This is a genomic window from Sanguibacter sp. Z6_81 (assembly GCF_057180625.1).
Map to the genome: position 1 here is coordinate 291,803 of NZ_JBXUFV010000003.1, position 22,037 is coordinate 313,839.

Sequence of the window (22,037 nt, forward strand, 5' to 3'; positions counted from 1 at the left end):
AAACGCGGCGTATGGTCGTTGTGGGAACGTTCTCGCAGGGGTAGGACGTCTTGGGGGGCGATGAGCCTCCTGCCCGGAAGCAGACACCTGGTCAAAGGAGACCGGTATGCGTATGTCCGCAGTCCACGCGTCACGTCACGAACCATCCGACACCCGAGGGGCACGGCGGCACAGAGTCCTCGCGGTCCTCCTCGCTGTCGGGCTCAGCGCCACAGGGGGCGCCTCGCTCGGCCCGGCAGCAGCGGCCGACGGTATCCAGCCCGTCGGTGCAGGCAGCTACACCACCGCAGCGGTGGGTCCCGCGCCCGAGGCGTGCGGAGACATCTCGAACAACCCCCGGCAATACCTCACCGAGGCTGCGCCACAAGGGCCGGTGCCCACCAACGACTGGTGGTCCTCGCTCGTGTTCAAGAAGTTCAACTGCCAGTTCAGCGAGCCGCTGCACGCCCACCCCGCGTCGTTCCTCCCGGGGGCGAACGGGCTGGGGGTGTCGTACACGACCGTCCCGACCATCTCGAGCGCCGGTGGGGGCATCGGCGAATACCACTATGAATATGCCGAGGACCTCGTCGCCGGGGTCGCGGGGCTGGATGCCGGAGACGTCAAGGTCGCCGACTGGACCGACTGGACCGTGACACCGTCGTGGTCGGACGGCGACCAGACCCTTACTGCGACCATCGGGCACGGGCTGCCGTTCACGTACTTCCACGCGACGGGCGGTGACGCGCTGCTCACCCTCTCGGCAGAGCCCGACGTGTGGCTCGACGACGGCGCCCAGGTGGGATTCACGGTCAACGATCACGACTACGTCGCCTTCACCGCGCCTGGTGCCGACTGGACCGTCTCCGGACAGTCCATCAGCAGCCCGCTCGGCGACGAGGACTACTTCTCCCTCGCTGTGCTCCCGACCGACGCCGACGCCACGGATGCCGACCGACTCGCTGCGGCCGAGGCTTTCGGTGAGCACGCGTACGCCGAGGTGGTCGGGACGACCGTCTCGTACGACTACGACGAGGCCGCCGCAGAAGTCTCGGTGACGTACGCGTACGAGACGCAGGACCTGTTCGGGGATCAGCAGGGGACGGTGGTCGCGCTCTACCCGCACCAGGCGCAGCAGCTCGTCGGCGCGCAGCCCACCGGTGACGCGTACGTCTCGCCGCGCGGCCCCATGCCCGTCCTGCGAGGGGTCGACGAGTTCACCACCGTCACGACGTACACCGGGGTGCTTCCGGAGCTCCCCGCTGTCGCTACGGGCAGCGGACCAGGGCTCGACTCGCTCAACGCCTACCTCGACGAGGTGGCGGCAGAGCCGATGGTCATCCTCAACAACGACACGTACTGGACGGGCAAGGGGCTCGGCAGGGCGGCACGGATCGCCGAGATGGCGGACCTCGTCGGGCGTACCGAGCTGCGGGATCAGACCCTGGCGGAGATGCGCAGCGTCCTCACGGACTGGCTCACGGCCGAGGACGGCGAGGCGGAGCAGCTGTTCGCGTACAACGAGGCATGGGGGACGCTCGTCGGTTTCCCGGCCTCCTACGGCTCGGACAAGGAGCTCAATGACCACCACTTCCACTACGGGTACTTCGTCGCTGCGGCCGCGACCCTCGCCAAGTTCGACCCCGAGTGGGCGTCCGACGAGCAGTACGGGGGGATGATCGACCTGCTCGTGCGGGACGCGAACAACTACGACCGCTCGGACGAGATGTTCCCGTACCTGCGGGACTTCGACATCTACGCCGGCCACGACTGGGCGTCGGGGCACGGCGCGTTCTGGGCCGGCAACAACCAGGAGTCGAGCTCCGAGGGACAGAACTTCGCGGGTGCTCTCATCCAGTGGGGCGAGGCGACCGGGGACACCGCCGTCCGTGACGCTGGTGTGTACCTCTGGACGACCCAGGCGAGCGCGATCCAGAACTACTGGTTCAACTCGTCCGGCGAGGCCTTCCCGGCGGAGTTCGGGGTCGACGGTCAGCAGCACACCACCGCTGGGATGGTGTGGGGCGACGGAGCGACCTACTCCACCTGGTTCAGCGGCGACCCCGAGAAGATCCAGGGCATCAACATGCTCCCCATCACCGGTAACCACCTCTACCTGGGAGCCCGTCCGGAGTACAACCTCGAGAACTACGCCGAGGTCGTCCGGCTCAACGGCGGCGAGCCCGACGTGTGGCAGGACATCCTCTGGAGCTTCCTCGCTCTCGGAGACGGGGAGCTCGCCCTCGAGAAGTTCACCGCCAACCCCGGCTACGTCGTCGAGGAGGGCGAGACCCGTGCTCACACGTACCACTGGATCGCGAACCTCGCGGCGCTGGGGAACGTCGACACGAGCGTGACCGCCGACCATGTGCTGTCGTCGGTGTTCGCCAAGGACGGCGCACGCACGTACGTGGCGTCGAACGTCACGTCGACGGACATCACGGTGACGTTCTCGGACGGGACCGTGCTGGACGTCGCGGCAGGCACGACGGCCACGACGGGAGCCTTCACGTGGAGCGGGGGGAGCGCGGGCGGAGGGGTTGACCCGGGCCCGACCGACCCCCCGACGGACCCGACGGACCCGCCGACGGACCCGACGGACCCGCCGACGGACCCGACGGACCTGCCGACGGACCCGACGGACCCACCGACGGACCCGACGGACCTGCCGACGGACCCGCCGACGGATCCCACCGACCCGTTCGCTCCGACGCTCTACCTCACGGACGACGGGAGCCTCGGGGAGGCCCCGGCAGCGGCAGGTCGTGTCCCGGTGTCAGCAGCCAGCGGCATCGCTGACGGAACCGTCCGCAATCCGGTGACGTTCGAGACGACCGGGCTCACCGCCGCCTTCACAGGTGGGTCGACGGCCTTCGACCTCGCGCTCGACGCCGGTTCGAGCATCGGCAACGGGACGCACGTGCGCGTCTCGTACGACCTCACGAGCGACGGGTCGTGGGATCGCGAGGAGACGTATGCGTACTTCGCGACGGACCCGCTCCCCGGGTTCGAGCGGTACACGCAGGCGCAGGGCCTCGTCGCCTCGTCCGGCGCTCTCGGTGACCTGGCCGGGGGCACGGTGCGCGTGGAGGTGTGGAACGCCGTCGGCATGTCCACGACCGACCTCGGGCTCGGGGACAGCGTGGTGACGCTGCCCTTCGGGGGGTGACACCACCGGTGTCCTCCTCGGCGCGTGCCGAGGAGGACACCGGCGCCGGCAGCTCGCAGGGGGAGCGGCCGGGCGACGGACCCGGGCACTGTGCTCCGGTCCGTCGCCACGCCTGGAATAGGTCGGCGCGCTGTGGTGTCTAGTGAGAGACAGACCTATTCATGACGAGAGGAACCTCATGCCTACGCAGGAGCTGACCCAGGCCACGTTCGAGCAGACGATCAAGGACAACGACATCGTCCTCGTCGACTTCTGGGCGGCATGGTGCGGTCCGTGCCGCCAGTTCGCGCCGGTGTTCGAGGCGTCCGCCGAGGCCAACCCGGACATCGTGCACGGCAAGATCGACACCGAGGCGGAGCAGGGCCTGGCCGCGGCCGCCAACATCACCTCGATCCCGACCCTCATGGCCTTCCGGGACGGGATCCTCGTCTTCTCGCAGCCGGGTGCGCTGCCGGCGCCTGCGCTCGCGCAGGTCATCGAAGGAGTCCGCGGGCTCGACATGGACGACGTCCGCAAGCAGATCGCGGCGCAGGCCAGCTAGCCGACGGCGGGCAGCCGGGCCTCGGGAGGGGCCGTGCGGACGCAGCGGATGTCTGTGATCGTGCGGCCCTTCTCCATCCCCTTGCGCTCGAAGCTCGTCACGGGCCGGCCGTCGAACCGTCCCGGCTCGGGGTCGACGTCGAAGTCCTCGGATCGACCGACGACGGCACGGATCTGGTCGGCGTACGCGGCCCAGTCCGTCGCGAGCCGCCACGTGCCCCCGGGCGTGAGCGCCCGAGCTGCGAGCCCGGCGAACCGGTCCGTCACGAGACGACGCTTCGTGTGCTTGGCCTTGTGCCAGGGGTCGGGGAAGAACACCCACAGCTCGTCGACCGACCCGGCGGGCAGCGCGGTGGCGAGGAGGTCGACGGCGTCCGCCTGGACGAGCCGGACGTTCGTCAGTCCGAGGCGGCGGATGCGCTGCAAGGTCTGGGCGACTCCCGGGCGGTACACCTCGACGCCGAGGAAGTTGGTCCCCGGGTTCGCCAGCGCGGCGTGCGCGATCGCCTCACCCTGACCGGACCCGATCTCGACGACCAGGGGCGCGTGCCTCCCGAAGACAGCGAGCGTGTCGAGGACGAACGACGGGTCCACCGAGGCCCGGCCCTGGGCTCGCGGCGGCTCGACGACGAACTGCGGGGCCAGTTCCGCCCAGACACGCTGCTGCCGGTCCTTGAGGCGCCCGCTGCGCTGGGCGAACGACACGGTGGTCGCGCGGAACGGTGCGGGCGCGGCGATCTCGTCGGACATGGGTGGTGCGGCCTCCTGCGACGAGTGAGCGGTGCGCGAGGGGGGACTCGAACCCCCACGTCCGAAGACACCAGGACCTAAACCTGGCGCGGCTGCCAATTACGCCACTCGCGCTCGGGGACGAGTCTAGGGGCTGCGACGCAGCGGTCAGCGCGCGTCGAGGCCCAGGTCGCGACGGAGCTTCGCGACGTGGCCTGTCGCCTTGACGTTGTACTGGGCGAGCTCGATCCGTCCCTCGGCGTCGATGACGAACGTCGAGCGGATGATGCCCACGACGGTCTTGCCGTAGAGCTTCTTCTCCCCGTAGGCGCCGTACGCCGTGGCGACGGCGTTGTCCGGGTCGGACGCGAGCGGGAACGTCAGGCCTTCTGCCTCGGCGAAGGCTGCGAGCTTCTCGATCCCGTCGGGGGAGATCCCGATGACCGAGATCCCGGCCGATGCGAGGGACGCGAGGTTGTCCCGGAAGTCGCACGCCTGCGTCGTGCATCCCGGGGTGCTTGCTGCCGGGTAGAAGTAGACGACGACGCGCTGCCCCCGCAGGGACGACAGGGAGACGCTGCCCTCGGGGACGGTCGGCAGGGTGAAGTCTGGGGCTTCGTCCCCGGGGGACAGGCGGTTCGACATCATGCTCCTCGGAGTGCGGCGGTCGGTGGCGACCATGCTACGGGGCACACCTGAGGGCAGGGCGTCTCGTCAGGGTGCGTGCGCACCCCGGCCGGCGATGGGGAGTTCTTCCCATTGCCGATCACCGTGGGCGGTGGTGCCATGGTCGTGGAGCCGACGTGGGTCGGCCAGGAGGGGGATCCCATGTCCACCGTGACGACGCGTTCCGCACCGCGACAAGCGGCTCACGCGTGCAACGACCCCCACGGTCTCGACCTGCACGGGCTGCCCGACGTCAGCGCCCTGCTCGCGCGTCTCCTCGACGAACGCGTGCCCCTGGCTCTCATGGCGGACCTGGCGAGCCCCTTCGGTCCCCGCTCGGCGCAGATCCTCGACGACGAGCGCTGATCTGCGCGGGATTGGCGAACGGCCAGCCTCTGCTGGTACGGTTTCGTCCGCGCGCCATTAGCTCAATTGGCAGAGCAGCTGACTCTTAATCAGCGGGTTCCTGGTTCGAGTCCAGGATGGCGCACAAGATCTCACGGCCCGGGGCTCATGCTCCGGGCCGTGCTGCGTGAGGGGCCAGTGCTGGCTCCGGCAGCCGTCGTCGAGAGTCGCGTCGGGCCCCACTGGCCCCGCTCATCGCTATATTGGCAGGGTGCCCACACCTCGAGTAGCGCTCGCGACCTGTTCTGTCCTCCCTGACCTCGACCCGGACGACGCACCCCTCGTCGGTGCGCTCACCGAACGTGGCATCGACGCGAGTCCTGCCGTCTGGGACGACCCCGACGTCGACTGGTCGGCGTTCGACCTCGTCGTCGTGCGGTCCACCTGGGACTACTCCTCGCGTCAGGAGGAGTTCATCGCATGGGTGCGCAGCGTGCCGGCGATCGCCAACCCCGCTGAGGTCATCGCGTGGAACACCGACAAGTACTACCTCAAGACGATGGGGGAGATGGGTGTGCCCGTCGTCCGGACGCTGTGGCTGGACCCGGACCGGCACCTCACCTCGCAGGCCATCCACACCCGGCTCCCTGCCCACGGCGACTACGTCATCAAACCCACGGTGAGCTCGGGCTCGCGGGACACCGCCAGGTACCAGGAGAACACCGCCGAGGCCCGGGGTGCGGCGATCCTGCACGCACGGGAGCTCCTCAGGTCGGGTCGGCACGTCATGGTCCAGCCGTACCTCAACCAGGTCGACGTCGCCGGTGAGACGGCGCTGATCTTCATGGGCGGGGAGTTCTCCCACGCGGTGCGCAAGAACGCCATGCTGTCGCGTGGTCACCGGCCCACGCAGGGGCTGTACCAGACCGAGGTCATGCGCAGCGTCGAGGCCAGCGAGGCCGAGCTCGCTCTTGGTCAGCGCACCCTCGAGGCCGCCCGGTCCGTCCTGGGCGAGTCCGTCGACTCCTTGCTCTACGCACGCGTCGACATGCTCCCGGGGGACGACGGCGAGCCGATCCTCCTCGAGCTCGAGCTCACCGAGCCGGCGTTGTTCCTCAGCAAGGTCCCCGGCGCGCTCGACCGGTTCGCCGGCGTCATCGCGGACCGTCTCGGCGTCTGAGGGCGCGCGGCGTACCTGACGGCGCGCCCTGCAGGCCGTGGCCGGGTGGTGGACGTCGCGGCGCACCGAGGTGCGCCGTCGTAGGCTGGTCAGATGCCCATCACCTCCAGCACCGGCCGGATCATCTGGATCGACTGCGAGATGACCGGTCTCGACCTCTCGGCCGACGCGCTCATCGAGGTCGCCGCGGTTGTCACGGACTCCGAGCTCAACGTCCTGGGAGACGGCGTGGACGTCGTCGTCCGCCCGCCCGACGCTGCGCTCGAGCAGATGAACGACTTCGTCCGTGAGATGCACACGACCTCGGGCCTCATCGACGAGCTCGCCGGCGGCGTGAGCCTCGCCGACGCCGAGGCGGCCGTGCTCGAGTACGTCCGCGCGTGGGTGCCGGAGCCGGGCAAGGCGCCCCTGGGCGGGAGCTCGGTCGGCACGGACAAGATGTTCCTCGAGCGCGACATGAAGGAGCTGTCCGGCCACCTGCACTACCGCGTCGTGGACGTGTCGTCGATCAAGGAGCTGGCCCGGCGCTGGTACCCCCGGGCGTACTTCGCGTCGCCACCCAAGAAGGGTGGGCACCGCGCACTGGCGGACATCCTCGACAGCATCGACGAGCTCCGCTACTACCGCTCCGCCGTGTTCGTCCCGCAGCCGGGACCGGACACGCCGACGGCTCGTGCCGTGGCCGCCGAGATCGCCGCGGACCCGGTCGCGGGTGCCCTGCGCGGGCGGCTCGGCGGCGAGGCCGGCGCGCAGGAGGGCGTCAGCGTCCCGGGTTGACGTCGGACGTGTCCTGCGTCACGCGCCCGCGAGGCGGGACTGGTCAGGGGTCGGTCGAATCTCCGGGTATGCTTTTCGACGGCCCGGTTCTTCCGGGCGTACGTCCTGAACAGCCCCGGCTGACAGGTGCGATGGTGGGTATAGCTCAGCTGGTAGAGCACCTGGTTGTGGTCCAGGGGGTCGCGGGTTCAAGTCCCGTTACTCACCCCGTGCGAACGAGCCCCCGATCGGCGAGAGCCGGTCGGGGGCTCGTTCCGTCTCCGGGCACGCGTGCCACCGGGCGTCGCGCTCGACCGCCCAGCGTGCGGCAGCCGCGGTTAGGGTGACGAGATGTCTCCCGAGCACACCCGACACCCCCGGCCCTCCAACGCGGAGCTCCTGCGGGCGCTCGGCCCTGGCGCAGCGGTCTTCCTCGGCGGCGTCGTGGCGTTCCTCGTGCTCCTCGACGCCGTGCGGGAGCGGGACGACCTCTGGGTGGTCGACCAGCCGATCCTCGAATGGTTGAGCGAGCACCGCAGCGACGCCGCGACGACCTTCCTCACCTGGGTGACGAACAGCTCCGGGCCCGTCGTGCTGCCGATACTCGTGGCCGTGGGGTGCATCGTGTGGTGGCGGTTGGCCGGTCAGTGGCGTGACCCGGTCCTGCTCGTCGGAGCGATGCTGCTGTCCACCGTGGTCTCCGTGTCGATCAAGGCCGTGGTGGCGCGCCCTCGTCCCGACGACGAGCACATGACGGTCCCCGGGGTGGAGTCGTCCTTCTCGTTCCCGTCCGGGCACACCATCGGCGCCGCCACGCTCGTGCTCGTCAGCGGCTACCTCATCTGGGAGCGTCACCGCACCGGGCTGCGGTTCACGATCTGGGCCCTGGCGAGCGTCGTCATCATCGGCCTCGTCGCCGGGAGCCGCCTCTACCTCGGTTACCACTTCGTCACCGACGTCCTGGCGGCGATCAGCCTCGCTGTCGCGGTCCTCGGGATCGTCGTGGCCTTCCACCGCTGGGCGCACCTGCTGCGGATGGGCGGGACGCAGGCTGAGGACAGCTCAGCGCACGACCTCGACGAGCATCGCCACGCCCAGCCCGCCACCGATTGAGGCGGCTGCGAGCCCACGTGTCCCGGCGGGAGCGCCCGCCCGGACGAGCCGCGTGAAGAGGCGGGTGAGGGACACCGCCCCGCTCGCCCCCCAGGGGTGACCGAGCGCGAGCGCGCCGCCGTCGGCGCACACGACCGCGCCGTCCCGGCCGAGCGGGTCGAGGCCGAGAGCGTCGGTGACGGCGAGGACCTGGGCGGCGAACGCCTCGACGATCTCGACGGCTGCGAGGTCCGTCACGTCTGTCTCACCGCGTGCGAGCACAGCGAGCGCCGCCGGCGCTGCCCCCCAACCAGGCAGCCGCGGGTCGCACCCGACGACGGATCCGGCCACGATGCGCAGCCCGGCGATGCCGGGCCGCCCGCGGACGACCGCGACGGCGGACGCCCCGTCGGACAGCGGGCTGGCGTTGCCGGCCGTGACGGTGCCCGGCGGGCCCGGGTCGCCCGGTGCGCTGAAGGCGGGGCGCAGTCGTGCGAGCAGCGCTGGGTCGAGGGGGCGCGCCCGCTCGTCGCGGTCGAGCGTCCCGACGCGCACGACCTCGTCGTCGAACGCGCCGCGCTCGTGCGCCGCCAGGGCGCGTGCATGGCTTCGCGCCGCATAGACGTCCTGGCGCTCCCGGGTGACGCCGGACGTGGCCGCGAGGGCGTCCGCGGCGCGTCCCATGTCCGGGTCGTCCTCCGACGTCGGGGCGAAGGGGGCTCGGTCGTAGGGCTGCGGCCCGTCGTTGGCGCGTCCGGGAGCGTGCCCCGGCCGGTGGGACCGCAGGGGGGCCGTCGACGCGCTCTCCGTGCCTCCCGCCAGGCTGAGGGCGCTCTCACCGGTACGGACGGCCTGGGCTGCGGTGAGCACGGCCGCGAGGCCGCTCCCGCACTGCCTGTCGATGGTCATCCCGGGGACCTGTGGGCCCAGGCCGGCCGCGAGCGCCGAGACGCGGGCGACGTTCCCGCCGGGCCCCGTGCAGTTGCCGAGCACGACGTCGTCCGGGTGCTCGTGGACCCCGGTCGCGCGGGCGTCCTCGAGGGTGGCACGCAGGACGGGGGCCGCGAGCTCATGGGCCACGAGGTCCCGGTGGCCGCGCCCGGCGGTGCCGATGAAGGTGCGTCGCGCGGCGACGATCACCGCCTCATGACCGGACGCGGCCGACCGGGTCACAGCTCGGTGAGGATGCGCGGTCCCGACTCGGTGATCGCGACCGTGTGCTCCCAGTGCGCTGCGCGGGCACCACGCAGGGAGCGCAGCGTCCAGCCGTCGTCGTCGGGCCGGTAACCGCCTCGACCGTCAGCGATGAACATGGGCTCGATCGCGATGACGAGGCCCGGGGTGAGCTTCATGCCCTTGCCGCGGCGGCCCTCGTTGGGGATGAAGGGATCCATGTGCATCTCGGTGCCGATACCGTGACCCCCGTGGTCCTCGAGGATGCCCACGCGGGCCTTGCGGGCGATCTTCTGCACGGCGTGACCGATGTCGCCGAGCGTGTTGCCGGGCTGCGCCGCGGCGATGCCGGCCTCGAGCGCGAGGCGGGTCACCTCGACGAGCTCCTCGTCGCCAGGACGGGGGGTGCCGACGATGAAGGACCGGGCGGCGTCGCCGCACCAGCCGTCGAGGACGGCCCCGAAGTCGATGCTCAGGAGGTCGCCGTCGGCGAGTGCCTGGTCGGTCGGGACCCCGTGCACGATCGCGTCGTTGACGGATGCGCAGATGACGCCCGGGAACGGGGACGGCGCCCAGTCGGGGTGGTAGTCGAGGAACGGTGACGTCGCTCCCGCGTCGGCGAGCACGCGGGCGCCGACCGCGTCGATCTCGCGGAGCGTCACCCCGACGTCGGCGGCGTCCTCCATCGCGGCCAGGGCGCGGGCGACGACCCGGCCGGCCTCGCGCATCTTCTCGATCTGGGCGGGAGTCTTCTTCTCGATCACGCCTCCGAGCCTACGTCGGCCGCGCGCCCCGGTGGGAACGACGGGTGCTCGAGGGCGCTCAGCGGGAGAGGCGACGCAGCGGGAGCCCGGTCTGGTCGTCGCCCGGGCTCGCCGTGCTGGCGCGCCGGAGGAGGCCGGCCAGCTCGGACCGGGCGGGTTTGCCGGTCGGGGTCCGTGGGATGTCGCTCGTGGCGTACCAGCGTCGCGGGCGCTGGGCCGGGGAGAGCCGCTCTCGCGCACGGGCCTCGAGCATGTGCAGGGGGGCGTCGCCGACGACGACGGCGACGACGACCTCTCCCAGCACCGGGTGGGCCGCCCCCAGGACGACGACGTCGTCGACCCCCGGGCAGTCGCGCAGGGCTTCCTCGACGTCCTCGGCGACGACAGTGGCGGCACCCGTCGTGATGGTCCCCGAGCCGCGTCCCCGCAGCACGAGGCGACCGTCGGGGGCGAGCGGTTCCGCGAGGTCCCCGACCGATGCCCACCCGTCCTCGAGGTGAAGTGGCCCGTCGGCGCCGGCGAGGTAGCCCGAGGCGAGCCAGGGGGAGCGGACCCACACCTCGCCCCGGGGGGCCCCGGCGCGGTCGTCGTGCTCGAGGGGTTGGCCGCGGGTGCCGCGAACCTCGATCTCGACCTCCGGGAACGGACGCAGGCCCGTGCCGTCGTCGTCGACGGCGACGAAGGACAGCTCGGTCGCGCCGTAGTAGGCGACGACCCGGATGTTGTGCGCCTCGGCTCGTCGGCGGGTGCCTGGTGCCAGCCCGGCTCCGCCGACCATCGCGGTCCTCGGCCGGGTCCGGGGGGCGCAGGGCGCTCCGGGGTGGGCCTCGTCAGGGGGAGTGCGAGCGACGTCGTCGCTCGCGTCGAGCAGCAGCGTGAGGTCGGCGGGCACGAGGTGCACGACGTCGCAGGTCGCCACGGCACGGAGGAATCCTGTGCGGCTCGTCGTGTGCCGGACCGTCGCCCCCGCCCAGAGTGCGTGCAGGGCACCGAAGCAGTAGAGCGACGTCGCCAACGGCCCGGGCACGAGGACCTGGGTGCCTGCGCCCGCACCCGTGAGCGCCGTCACCGCCGGGAAGGAGCCGGTCCACGATCCGCGGGTGCGGACCACAGCACGTGGCCGCCCGGTGCTGCCCGAGGTGAAGCCGGCCCATCCGCGGTCCGTGGCGTGCACCGCGACCGGCGCGAACGCGACACCCTGGTCGTCCGGCACGGCGCCGAGATGCGGCACGGCGCCGAGAACGTGGCCGGGCCTCGTCGTGGTCAGGACCGCGCTCTGCTGGGTGCGTGTCCAGCCTGCGGGGCACAGGAGCGGGACGCCGCCGAGGAGGTCGACGGCGAGGAGCGCGACGAGGTCGTCGACCACGCGTCCCGGGCCGTCGCCGGTGAGATCCACGGCGACGACGGCGTCGCGTCGCACCGGCCCGGTGGGCAGGACTCCGGCGCCCAGGAGCGTGGCGAGGGCGGACGCCCGCCGGGCCAGCTCGGCGTACGTCAGGCTGGTGCCGTCCTCAGCGACGAGTGCGAGCTCGTCCGGCGTGGTCGCTGCGTGCGCGAGCACCGCACGTGCGACGGGCACGGGTCAGGCCCGGCGGCGCACGGCGTCGACACCGCGGTTCGCCAGCTCGTCGGCCTTCTCGTTGCCGACGTCCCCGGAGTGGCCCTTGACCCACTTCCACGTGATGGTGTGCCGCGCGACCTGGGCGTCGAGCGCCTGCCACAGGTCGACGTTCTTCACCGGCTTCTTGTCGCCGGTGCGCCACCCGTTGCGCTTCCAGCCGGCGATCCACTTCGACATGCCGTTCATCACGTACGTCGAGTCGACATGGAGGGTGACGCTGCACGGGCGGGTGAGTGCGCTCAGTCCTTCGATGACCGCCGTGAGCTCCATGCGGTTGTTCGTCGTGAGCTCCTCACCCCCGAAGAGCTCGCGCTCGTGGGCACCGGCACGCAGCCACGCACCCCAGCCTCCGGGCCCGGGGTTGCCCTTGCATGCTCCGTCGGTCCAGATCTCCACAACGGTGCCGTCGGTGTCGCTCGTCGTCATGGACACATCTTCCCAGGGGGTGAGAGGTGCCCCGAGCAGGACTCGAACCTGCAACCTACGGATTAGAAGGCCGTTGCTCTATCCATTGAGCTATCGAGGCGTGGACGGTGCGAGACCGTGCACAGCGAGGATACCGGCCGGACTGGGGCGGGCTCTTGCGGCGCGCGCGTTTGGTGCAGTCCTGGTCCCTTGCGAGAATGACGACCGTGACTATCACCAGCGGTCCCGGCGACCCCCAGCGCGGCGTAGCGCCCGGGCGTCACGCGTCGGGCAGCGTCGACGAGGTCGAACCGCACTTCACCGTCTTCGACGTCGTCACCGACCTGCGGCGTGACGTCGCCGCCCTGGAGTTCCCTCTCGACATCTCCGACGTCGACCAGGCCCGGGCCCAGCGGGACCGGCTGCTCGGCCAGCTCGACGACCACCTGCTGCCGCGGCTCAAGGAGCTGTCGTCGCCCGCCGTCGTCGTCATCGCGGGATCGACGGGCGCTGGCAAGTCGACCCTCATCAACTCCCTCCTGCGGCAGGAGATCTCGCGCGCGTCCGTCATCCGGCCGACGACGCGGGAGCCGGTCCTCGCCTACAACCCGCAGGACTACGAGGTCATCGCGGGGACGCCCCTCGAGACGACGATCCGCTCGGTCGCGAGCGCGGAGGTCCCGCGAGGCATCGCGCTGCTGGACGCCCCGGACCTCGACTCGGTGCTCGACGAGAACCGGGAGGTCGCCGCCCGCCTGCTCGAGGGAGCCGACCTCTGGCTCTTCGTCACGACCGCGGCGCGCTACGGCGACGCGCTGCCCTGGATGACCCTGCGTGGTGCGACCGAGCGTGGCGCGACCGTCGCCATGGTTCTCAACAGGGCGCCAGCGGCTTCCCTGACGACCGTGCGGGGTGACCTGCTGGAGCGGTTGCGCGAGCACGGCATGGACAACGTCCCGCTGTTCGTCGTGCCCGACGCGGGGCCGCACGAAGGGCTCCTCCCGGCCACGTCCGTCGCGCCGATCGGCCGGTGGCTGACGACGCTCGGAGGCACCGACCGCGCCCGGACCGTGATCTTGCGCACACTGCGTGGCTCGCTCGTCGCCCTGCCGCCGTGGGTCGAAGAGCTCACCGAGCACGTCGAGGCCCAGGTCCTCGCCGGGCAGCGCGTCGCCGCCGCTGCGCAGGCCGCGCTACCACCCGTCTCGCAGGCGGTCGGTGACGTCGTCCGGTCGGGCGCCCTGGCGCGCGGCGCGGTCGAAGCCCGGTGGTCCCAGCTCGTGCGACCGGCGCGTCTCGACAAGGCGATCTCCCGGTCCGGGCTCGCGCGTGGGTCGGCGCGGCGCGGCCGTGCCCGTGCCGAGGCGCTCGCGCCCCTCGTGACGGCGGTGGGCGCGGCAGCCGTCGCTGCGGTGGCCGCCGCCCTCGACGACGCGCGGACGGCGCTGGTCGACGCGCTCGTCGGGGTGCAGGGGGGCGTGACCGTCCTGCCACCGGTGCCGTCGGCGGCGACCGCGGAGGCGCGGTGCGAGCGGGTGGTGGACGCATGGCTCGCTGCGGCTCGGGCCCGGATCGACGCGCTCGATCTCGGGACGAAGCAGGTCGCGGCCGCGATGCGCGCCTTCGGTGCCGACGGGTTGCACGCGCTCCTCGTCGCTGCTGCCGTCGGGCACGACGACGCGGAGGCGCTCGTGGGTCGTCTCCTGGGGAACGCGGGGCGCGACCTCGTGGCGCCGACGACCGAGGACCTCGCCGCTGCCGCCGCTACGCTGGTCGACGAGGAGATCCTCCCGGTGCGGACAGCCCTCGCGGTCCGAGCCCTCGCGGACGACGCCGCCGTCGGACTGCGGGTGCGTCTCGCGGAGCTCTCCCAGCTCACATGACCGTCCGACCCCAGGAGCAGCCCGTGCCACAGACCGAGCCGACACCGCCGCAGGGCCCGACGGGACCGGACGGTGCGCGGTATGCGGCCCACGTCGCCCACCTCCGTCACGCGCTCGAGGTCGCTGGCGGGAGGCTCGACCCCCAGGTCGCGGCGCACGCCCTCGCCGTCCTCGCAGGAGCAGACGAGCGACTCGCCCTCGGAGTGGACCACACGGTCGTCGCCCTCGCCGGCGGTACCGGCTCGGGCAAGTCCAGCACCTTCAACGCGCTCTCGCGCCTGAGCTTCGCGGACGTCGGCGTCCGGCGTCCGACGACCGCACGTGTGACGGCGTGCGCGTGGAGCGACGACGCCGGGCCGCTCCTCGACTGGCTCGAGGTCGACCCTGAGCGGCGCATCATCCGCGGCAGCGAGCTCGACGCGCAGGAAGAGCAGCCCCTCACCGGGCTGATCCTCCTCGACCTGCCGGACCACGACTCCGTGAAGTCCGCCCACCGCGACATCGTGGACCGGATCCTGCCCCTCGTCGACCTGCTCATCTGGGTCGTCGACCCCCAGAAGTACGCCGACGAGGCCCTGCACGCCGGGTACCTGCGCGGGCTCGCCGGGGCAGAGGCGTCGATGATCGTCGTGCTCAACCAGATCGACACGGTCCCGGAGTCGGGCCGTCCCGCGCTCGTCGCCGACGTCGCCCGCCTGCTGGAGGCGGACGGGCTCGTCGGCGTGGACGTCCGGACGATCTCCGCGCAGACGGGGGAGGGTGTTGCCGAGCTCCGCGAGACGCTGCGCGCGGCCGTGGCGCGCAGGAGTGTCGCGGCCGGTCGCCTCGCGGACGAGCTCGACCGCGAGGGTCGGCGGATCGCCGAGGAGGTGCCGGCGACCACGGTCACGGACGCCCGCCCCCTCCTGGCTGGCGAGGTCGACCGCCTGGCTGCCGTGGCGGGCGTCGCGGCCGTCGTCGACGACGTCCGGGGCGCTGTGCGCTTCGGCGGCACCCGGCAGTCCGCCGCGCCGACGTTCCGCGCGCCGCAGGAGTCTGCGGTGCGCGTCCTGCGCAGCCGGTGGGTGAGCCGGGTGACGGAGGGCATGCGGCCGGCCTGGGCCGAGTCGGTCGATGCGGCCGTGCCCGGGCACCCACAGCTGTCGGCGGCGGTCGTGGCCGCGCTCGGAGAGGTTCCGGTCGATCTCACCGGGTCGCCCGGAGCCCGGCGCGCAGGAGTTCTCGGGTGGGTGCTCGGCGGGATCGCCCTCGTTGCCGGCCTCGTGGCGCTCCTCATGGGCGTCGGCGTCATCGACGTCGCCTCCGGGGCTCTCCTCGGCACGGCTGTCCTCGCGGTGCTCGCCGCTGCGGGCGCGGTGACCGCCCTGGTCGTCGCCACCCGTCTGCGTGCCGCGCTGGCGGACCGGCGCGCCCAGGAGTTGCGGGCCGCGGCCTTCGACGCGCTGTCCTCGGTCGCGACGCGGATGCTCGTCGAACCGGCCCAGACGGTGCTCGACGAGCATGCGGACGTCCGCCGGTCAGCGCTGTCGGCGCGTGAGACGTCCCCCACAGGGATCCCTGCCGAGGTCTGATCCACACGCCGCGTGCCGGTCCGGCGCGTGCGAGCGTCGCCACCTCCACTGTTGCCTGCACCGGGACGGCACGCGGTCGTCCCCTCGTCGCAGGAGGACCCATGAGCACGGACACCAAGGTCACCGTCGCGGGCTGGGTCGGCACCCAGCCCAAGCACTTCGTCTCCGACGCAGGCACGGACTTCACGAGCTTCCGGCTCGCGAGCACCAAGAGGTACTTCAACCGGGCGGAGGACCGCTGGGTCGACGGCCCGACGACATGGTTCACCGTCAAGGCGTGGCGCACTCTCGCGGTGAACGTCGCCGAGTCGCTGCGCAAGTCTGACCCGGTCCTCGTGCACGGGGCCCTCACGAGCGACGAGTGGATGTCGCCCGACGGACCACGGACGTCCTTCGTCATCGAGGCTGACGCGCTCGGCCCGGACCTCGCGCGCGGGCAGGCGACGTTCCGGCACACCGTCCACACGAAGGTCGCAGGCGCAGCGGAAGGGCTCCGGCCCGGGACCGCGGACGGCGTCGACGCGGCGCCGGCGCCCGAGGACGACGACCCGTGGGCGTCGGCGCCCCCGGCGGAACCCACGCTGCCCGCCGACGACGCGGCGGACGCGAGCACGGCCGAGGCCCCCGTCCCCGAGCTCCAGTCGAGCTGAGCCGGCGGGCGGGACCTGCGGACCTCCGCCCGTGGGGCCGGGGGGACCGCGTAGGCTGGGGGGTCGAGCAACCCGTCCGAGGTCCGCCCCTGCGCACGACGCGGGGCGGACCCCGGCGGGCCGACCCTGACCCAGGCGGCGAGCACGCCGCGCAATCAATCCTGAGGCGGACAGAGAGCCAGTGGCTGAGTTCATCTACTCCATGTACAAGACGCGCAAGGCGCACGGTGACAAGGTCATCCTCGATGACGTCACCCTGAACTTCCTCCCCGGAGCGAAGATCGGCGTCGTCGGCCCCAACGGTGCCGGGAAGTCGACGATCCTCAAGATCATGGCGGGCCTCGAGCAGCCGTCCAACGGCGAGGCCCGGCTCTCGCCGGGGTACTCCGTGGGCATCCTCCTGCAGGAGCCGCCCCTCAACGAGGAGAAGACCGTCCTCGGCAACGTCGAGGAGGCGGTCGCCGAGATCAAGGGCAAGCTCGACCGGTTCAACGAGATCTCGGCGCTCATGGCCGAGCCCGACGCGGACTTCGACACCCTCCTGGCGGAGATGGGCGAGCTCCAGGAAGCCCTCGACCACGCCGACGCCTGGGACCTCGACGCCCAGCTCGAGCAGGCGATGGACGCGCTGCGCTGCCCGCCGCCGGACGCGGACGTGTCCGTGCTCTCCGGTGGTGAGCGCCGCCGTGTCGCCCTCTGCAAGCTCCTCCTGCAGAAGCCCGACCTCCTGCTCCTCGACGAGCCCACCAACCACCTCGACGCCGAGTCGGTCCTCTGGCTCGAGCAGCACCTGTCCTCCTACGCGGGCGCCATCCTCGCCGTCACTCACGACCGGTACTTCCTCGACCACGTCGCGGAATGGATCTGCGAGGTCGACCGCGGACGCCTGTACCCGTACGAGGGCAACTACTCCACGTACCTCGAGAAGAAGGGCGAGCGCCTCAAGGTCCAGGGCAAGAAGGACCAGAAGCTCGCCAAGCGCCTCGCGGACGAGCTCGAGTGGGTCCGGATGAACGCCAAGGGCCGCCAGACGAAGTCGAAGGCCCGCCTGGCGCGCTACGAGGAGATGGCGGCGGAGGCCGACCGCACCCGCAAGCTCGACTTCGAAGAGATCCAGATCCCGCCGGGCCCGCGCCTGGGCAGCATCGTCATCGAGGCGAAGGACCTCAACAAGGGCTTCGACGGACGCACCCTCATCGACGGTCTGTCCTTCACCCTCCCGCGCAACGGGATCGTCGGTGTCATCGGGCCGAACGGTGTCGGTAAGACCACCCTGTTCAAGACCATCGTCGGCATGGAGCCGCTCGACGGCGGCGAGCTCAAGATCGGTGAGACGGTCTCGATCTCCTACGTCGACCAGTCGCGCGGCGGTATCGACCCGAAGAAGACCCTGTGGGAGGTCGTCTCCGACGGGCTCGACTACATCAAGGTCGGCAACGTCGAGATGCCCTCGCGTGCGTACGTCGCGGCGTTCGGCTTCAAGGGACCCGACCAGCAGAAGGCGGCAGGGGTGCTCTCCGGTGGTGAGCGCAACCGCCTCAACCTCGCGCTCACCCTCAAGCAGGGCGGGAACCTCCTGCTCCTCGACGAGCCCACCAACGACCTCGACGTCGAGACGCTCGGATCGCTCGAGAACGCGCTCCTCGAGTTCCCGGGTTGCGCCGTCGTGGTCTCCCACGACCGGTGGTTCCTCGACCGGGTGGCGACCCACATCCTCGCCTACGAGGGTACGGAGGAGAACCCCGCGAGCTGGTACTGGTTCGAGGGCAACTTCGCGTCGTACGAGGAGAACAAGGTGGCCCGGCTCGGGCCCGACGCGGCGCGTCCCACACGAGTCACGCACCGCAAGCTCACCCGCGACTGACGCCCCTGGGCCGGTGGGCTCCGCGGTTATCGGGCAGACTGCACACATGTCCGACCCAGACCGCGGAACCACCGGCCCCGGCGAGCAGGACGGGGCCTCAGGGTTCGCTGCGCTCGCCGACGCCCTCGCCGTGCTGCGTAGCGAGGTCGCTTCCTTGGAGCTGCCTCTCGAGACCGTCACGGCCCCCGCGGCGCGCCGGGAGCGCGCGCACGCCCTGGCGCAGCTCGACGACTACCTCCTGCCGCGCCTCCAGTCCACCGCCGCGCCGCTCCTCGTCGTCGTCGGGGGCTCGACGGGAGCCGGCAAGTCGACGCTCGTGAACTCGGTCCTCGGCCAGCACGTGACGACGCCCGGCGCCCTGCGTCCCACGACACGCTCCCCGGTGCTCGTCCACCACCCGCTCGACACCCCGTGGTTCGTCACGGACCGCATATTCCCGCACCTCCCACGCGAGGACGGTGGCTCGAGCGGGCCGGCCCTCCGGCTCGTCCCGACCGATGCCGTGCCCCAGGGGCTCGCGCTGCTCGACGCCCCTGATCTCGACTCGGTCGTCGTCGGCAACAGGGAGCTCGCCGCACAGCTGCTCGCCGCGGCGGACCTGTGGTTGTTCGTCACCACGGCCGCGCGGTACGCCGATGCCGTCCCGTGGGAGATGCTCAAGGAGGGTGCGGCGCGCCGCGCCCAGGTCGCCATCGTCATCGACCGGGTCGATCCCGGTGCGGAGGTGGTCCGCGACCACCTCCGACAGATGCTCGCCGACCACGGCCTGGGCGACGCGCCCGTGTTCCTCGTGCCCGAGTCCCCGCTCGTGGACGGCATGCTGCCGCGTGACGCAGTCGCCCCGATCTCCCGCTGGCTCACCGCTGTGAGCGGGGACGACGCGGCGCGTGACGCCATCATCACCGCGACCCGGGACGGCGTGATCGACGATCTCGCGGGTCGGGCCATGACCCTCGCGGACGCAGCAGACTCCCAGCGCGCCGCCGACGCGCACCTGCGCCAGCTCGTCGACACCGCGTATGCGCGCGCGGGCCGGGACGTCGCGGACGCCACGTCGGACGGGTCCCTCCTGCGCGGCGAGGTGCTCTCGAGGTGGCAGGACTTCGTCGGGACGGGCGACTTCATGCGTGGCGTGGAGGAGCGCATCGCGATGCTGCGGGACCGGGTCGCCGGGTTCTTCCGGGGTCGTGCTGCGGCGCCTCGCGTCAACGCAGCCATCAGTACGAGCCTCGAGGCCATCATCTTCGACGCCGCCGACCGCGCTGCCGAGCGCACCTACGCGGACTGGCACCGCGACCCAGCCGGGTCGGTGCTGCTCGACAGCCTCGAGCTGTCCCGAGCATCCACCGACCTGCGTGCAGACCTGGCTACCGAGATCCGGGCCTGGCAGGCCGACGTCCTCACGCTCGTGAGCGAGCGCGGGGCGGACAAGCGCGGACGTGCACGGGTGCTGGCCATCGGTGTGAACGGTCTCGGCGCGGCCCTCATGGTCGTCGTGTTCGCCCAGACCGGCGGACTCACGGGTGCGGAGGTGGGCATCGCCGGCGGGTCGGCCCTCCTCGCCCAGCGCCTTCTCGAGGCGGTGTTCGGCGACGAGGCGGTGCGGTCCCTGGCGCGCGCCGCCGAGGAGAGCCTCGCAGCCCGCGTCGACGCGCTGCTCGGGACGGAGGCGGCGAGGTTCACCGACCGGTTGGACACGGCGGGTGCCGGGCGGTCGAGCGGGGCACCGTTGCGCCTGGCCGCCCAGGGGGTGCAGACCGCGTCCGCGGCCGAGCGTGCCGGGCGGGCAGCCAGGCCCGCACTGCACGCCACGCGCGTCCCGCTGGACTCTCCGCCGTACGCGTCGGACGGTGACCCACGCCTGGGGCGGTTGCGCGGGGCAGAGCTCGACGTCGTCGACGACCCCTACCGGCGCCCCGCGCCCGCGCGCACCGGTCGAGGTGGGCTGCTCGGGCGGATCCTCAACCGCACCCCCCGGACGGAGCAGACGTGAAGCGGTTCCGTGAGGCCGCTCGGTGGCGCGGCCGCGGAGAAGACCTGCGTCGCCGCGTGGCGGCGCTCGAGATCGCGCTCGACTCCGGACGCGGCTGGTTGAGCACCTCCACGCTCGACCGGGGCACCCAGGCGGTGCACCACGCGCGGGCGCGCGCCGCCCAGTCCGTCGACCACACGGTCGTCGCGCTCGCCGGTTCCACCGGGTCCGGCAAGTCGACGCTCCTCAACGCGCTCGCAGGCAAGGAGATCGCCGAGCCAGGGGTGCAACGACCCACCACGTCACGGGCGCTCGCTGCGGTGTGGGACGTCGAAGATCCGTCGACGTCCGGTGCCGGTGCTCTCCTCGACTGGCTCGAGGTGAGCCGGCGCACGTTCCTCGACGGGCACGAGGACCACAGCGGTCTCGTGCTCCTCGACCTCCCGGACCACGACTCGGTCGTCGTCGAGCACCGTGTGCGGGCGGAGCGGCTCGTCGAGCGCGCGGACCTGCTCGTGTGGGTCGTGGACCCCCAGAAGTACGCAGACGCGGCACTGCACGAGCGCTACCTCGTGCCGCTCGCCGGTCACGCGGACGTCGTCGTCGTCGTGCTCAACCAGATCGACCGGCTCTCCCCGGCCGACCAGGAGCAGTGTCTCGCCGACCTGCGACGCCTCGTCGTCCAGGACGGACTGGCCGCCGCACCCGTGCTCGGTGTCTCGGCGCTCACCGGCCAGGGCATGGGTGAGCTGAGAGAGCTCCTCACCCAGGCGGCGGCGAAGCGGGCCGCGTCGGCGGAACGACTCGTCGCGGATGTGCGCGCTGCGGCCGCGGCCATCGCGGAGGAGACCGGCAGCAGCGCACGGGCCGGGACGTCCGCGGACGCGCGGGACCGCCTCCTCGAAGGACTCGAGGAGGCCGCGCGCGTCGACGTGGTCGTCGACGCCGTCCGTGGTTCCTCGCTCCTGCGTGCCCATGCCGCCACCGGGTGGCCGCTCACCCGGTGGGCAGGGCGTTTCCGCGCCGATCCGCTGCGCCGACTCAACCTCCATCGGCGCGCGGCCGCGACAGAGCTCACACGCACCTCCTTGCCCGCAACCGACGCGGCCATGGCGGCCCGGTGCCAGACAGCAGTGCGCAGCTACGTCGACGCGGCCTCCGCGGGTGCCCCCGCCCGCTGGGTCCTGCGCACCCGCGACGCCGTCCGGTACGACGGCCTGCCTGACGCGCTCGACCAGGCCGTCGCCCGCACCGAGCTGGACGGCGCCAGCCGTCCCGCCTGGTGGCGCGTCGTCTCGGTCGTCCAGTGGGTGTTCTTCGGGCTCTTCCTCGCGGGGCTCGCGTGGCTCGGTGCGCTCGCCGTGCTCGCCTTCACACAGATCCCCGTGCCGAACTCGCCCGACATCGAGGGTTTCCCGATCCCGACGCTGCTCGCTGTCGGCGGGGTCGTCCTCGGTGTCGTCACAGCGCTGCTGTCCCGCGTCTTCGCGTTGGTCGGCGCCTCTCGGGCCGCCCGTCGGGCGGCCCGTCGCCTGCGGACCCAGATCGAGATGGTCGCGGTGGAGAACGTCGTCGGGCCGGTGGAGAAGCACCGGCGGCTCCTCGACGAGTGCCGTGCCGCAGCCGCCATCGCGGGACGCTGACCGTACGCCCCCGCACGGGTGCTTGACTGAGCCCC

The 22,037-nt window shown here is 72.1% G+C and carries 18 protein-coding genes and 4 tRNA genes; 14 read left to right on the forward strand and 8 right to left on the reverse strand.

Going from position 1 to position 22,037, the window contains the following annotated elements:
- The first annotated feature begins 106 nt into the window (after positions 1 to 106).
- Complete coding sequence (locus AC2AXK_RS09740) at positions 107 to 3,148, forward strand: glycosyl hydrolase (RefSeq protein WP_484345170.1); 3,042 nt, start codon at positions 107 to 109, stop codon at positions 3,146 to 3,148.
- Between the two features lie 178 nt (positions 3,149 to 3,326).
- On the forward strand, positions 3,327 to 3,689 hold the full coding sequence (gene trxA, locus AC2AXK_RS09745) for a thioredoxin (RefSeq protein WP_484345171.1): 363 nt from the start codon (positions 3,327 to 3,329) through the stop codon (positions 3,687 to 3,689).
- On the opposite strand, the gene trmB is transcribed toward trxA, so the two are convergent.
- The 3 genes from trmB to bcp all read right to left on the reverse strand — a co-directional run bounded on the left by trmB (position 3,686) and on the right by bcp (position 5,062).
- On the reverse strand, positions 3,686 to 4,438 hold the full coding sequence (trmB, locus tag AC2AXK_RS09750) for a tRNA (guanosine(46)-N7)-methyltransferase TrmB (protein WP_484345172.1): 753 nt from the start codon (positions 4,436 to 4,438) through the stop codon (positions 3,686 to 3,688). The genes trxA and trmB overlap by 4 nt on opposite strands.
- A 32-nt stretch (positions 4,439 to 4,470) precedes the next feature.
- A tRNA-Leu gene (locus AC2AXK_RS09755) sits at positions 4,471 to 4,552 on the reverse strand.
- A gap of 33 nt (positions 4,553 to 4,585) precedes the next feature.
- Positions 4,586 to 5,062: a thioredoxin-dependent thiol peroxidase gene (bcp, locus tag AC2AXK_RS09760; protein ID WP_484345173.1), complete on the reverse strand. Its 477-nt coding sequence runs from the start codon at positions 5,060 to 5,062 to the stop codon at positions 4,586 to 4,588.
- A gap of 183 nt (positions 5,063 to 5,245) precedes the next feature.
- Here bcp and AC2AXK_RS09765 point away from each other — a divergent pair, with 183 nt between their 5' ends.
- From AC2AXK_RS09765 to AC2AXK_RS09790, 6 genes are all read left to right on the forward strand, one after another.
- Positions 5,246 to 5,449 (forward strand): hypothetical protein, encoded by a 204-nt coding sequence (locus AC2AXK_RS09765; protein ID WP_484345174.1) that lies wholly within the window; start codon positions 5,246 to 5,248, stop codon positions 5,447 to 5,449.
- Positions 5,450 to 5,500: 51 nt separating this feature from the next.
- A tRNA-Lys gene (locus AC2AXK_RS09770) sits at positions 5,501 to 5,573 on the forward strand.
- 126 nt (positions 5,574 to 5,699) lie between these two features.
- A complete protein-coding gene (locus tag AC2AXK_RS09775) occupies positions 5,700 to 6,608 on the forward strand; it encodes an ATP-grasp domain-containing protein (protein ID WP_484345175.1) in 909 nt (302 codons plus the stop codon).
- A gap of 93 nt (positions 6,609 to 6,701) precedes the next feature.
- On the forward strand, positions 6,702 to 7,385 hold the full coding sequence (gene orn, locus AC2AXK_RS09780) for an oligoribonuclease (RefSeq protein WP_484345176.1): 684 nt from the start codon (positions 6,702 to 6,704) through the stop codon (positions 7,383 to 7,385).
- A 134-nt stretch (positions 7,386 to 7,519) separates the two neighbouring features.
- Positions 7,520 to 7,592: transfer RNA gene (locus AC2AXK_RS09785), tRNA-His, on the forward strand.
- A 123-nt stretch (positions 7,593 to 7,715) separates the two neighbouring features.
- On the forward strand, positions 7,716 to 8,477 hold the full coding sequence (locus AC2AXK_RS09790; RefSeq protein WP_484345177.1) for a phosphatase PAP2 family protein: 762 nt from the start codon (positions 7,716 to 7,718) through the stop codon (positions 8,475 to 8,477).
- On the opposite strand, the gene AC2AXK_RS09795 is transcribed toward AC2AXK_RS09790, so the two are convergent.
- The 5 genes from AC2AXK_RS09795 to AC2AXK_RS09815 form a co-directional block, all read right to left on the reverse strand.
- A complete protein-coding gene (locus AC2AXK_RS09795; protein ID WP_484345178.1) occupies positions 8,427 to 9,629 on the reverse strand; it encodes a thiolase family protein in 1,203 nt (400 codons plus the stop codon). The two genes, AC2AXK_RS09790 and AC2AXK_RS09795, sit on opposite strands and share 51 nt — an antisense overlap.
- Complete coding sequence (gene map, locus AC2AXK_RS09800; protein ID WP_484345179.1) at positions 9,626 to 10,393, reverse strand: type I methionyl aminopeptidase; 768 nt, start codon at positions 10,391 to 10,393, stop codon at positions 9,626 to 9,628. Before map ends, AC2AXK_RS09795 begins: the two co-directional genes overlap by 4 nt.
- Before the next feature lie 58 nt (positions 10,394 to 10,451).
- Positions 10,452 to 11,972 carry an AMP-binding protein gene (locus tag AC2AXK_RS09805; RefSeq protein WP_484345180.1) on the reverse strand — a complete coding sequence of 507 codons (1,521 nt, stop codon included), beginning with the start codon at positions 11,970 to 11,972 and terminating at the stop codon, positions 10,452 to 10,454.
- A 3-nt stretch (positions 11,973 to 11,975) separates the two neighbouring features.
- Entirely contained in the window at positions 11,976 to 12,440 is a 465-nt protein-coding gene (rnhA, locus tag AC2AXK_RS09810) for a ribonuclease HI (protein WP_484345181.1), read from the reverse strand.
- Positions 12,441 to 12,467: 27 nt separating this feature from the next.
- A tRNA-Arg gene (locus tag AC2AXK_RS09815) sits at positions 12,468 to 12,540 on the reverse strand.
- Between the two features lie 97 nt (positions 12,541 to 12,637).
- On the opposite strand from AC2AXK_RS09815, the gene AC2AXK_RS09820 reads away from it, so the two are divergent.
- From AC2AXK_RS09820 to AC2AXK_RS09845, 6 genes are all read left to right on the forward strand, one after another.
- Positions 12,638 to 14,302, forward strand: coding sequence for a GTPase (locus AC2AXK_RS09820; RefSeq protein WP_484345182.1), 1,665 nt, complete (start codon positions 12,638 to 12,640; stop codon positions 14,300 to 14,302).
- A gap of 23 nt (positions 14,303 to 14,325) precedes the next feature.
- Complete coding sequence (locus tag AC2AXK_RS09825; protein ID WP_484345183.1) at positions 14,326 to 15,873, forward strand: GTPase; 1,548 nt, start codon at positions 14,326 to 14,328, stop codon at positions 15,871 to 15,873.
- Positions 15,874 to 15,974: 101 nt separating this feature from the next.
- Positions 15,975 to 16,523, forward strand: a complete 549-nt coding sequence (locus AC2AXK_RS09830) for a single-stranded DNA-binding protein (RefSeq protein WP_484345184.1) — start codon at positions 15,975 to 15,977, stop codon at positions 16,521 to 16,523.
- Between the two features lie 181 nt (positions 16,524 to 16,704).
- The gene (gene ettA, locus AC2AXK_RS09835; RefSeq protein WP_484345185.1) at positions 16,705 to 18,387 is read left to right on the forward strand and encodes an energy-dependent translational throttle protein EttA; all 1,683 of its coding nucleotides are present in this window, start codon (positions 16,705 to 16,707) and stop codon (positions 18,385 to 18,387) included.
- 46 nt (positions 18,388 to 18,433) lie between these two features.
- A complete protein-coding gene (locus AC2AXK_RS09840; RefSeq protein WP_484345186.1) occupies positions 18,434 to 20,380 on the forward strand; it encodes an ABC transporter in 1,947 nt (648 codons plus the stop codon).
- Positions 20,377 to 22,002, forward strand: coding sequence for a GTPase (locus AC2AXK_RS09845; RefSeq protein ID WP_484345187.1), 1,626 nt, complete (start codon positions 20,377 to 20,379; stop codon positions 22,000 to 22,002). Before AC2AXK_RS09840 ends, AC2AXK_RS09845 begins: the two co-directional genes overlap by 4 nt.
- Positions 22,003 to 22,037 lie beyond the last annotated feature (35 nt).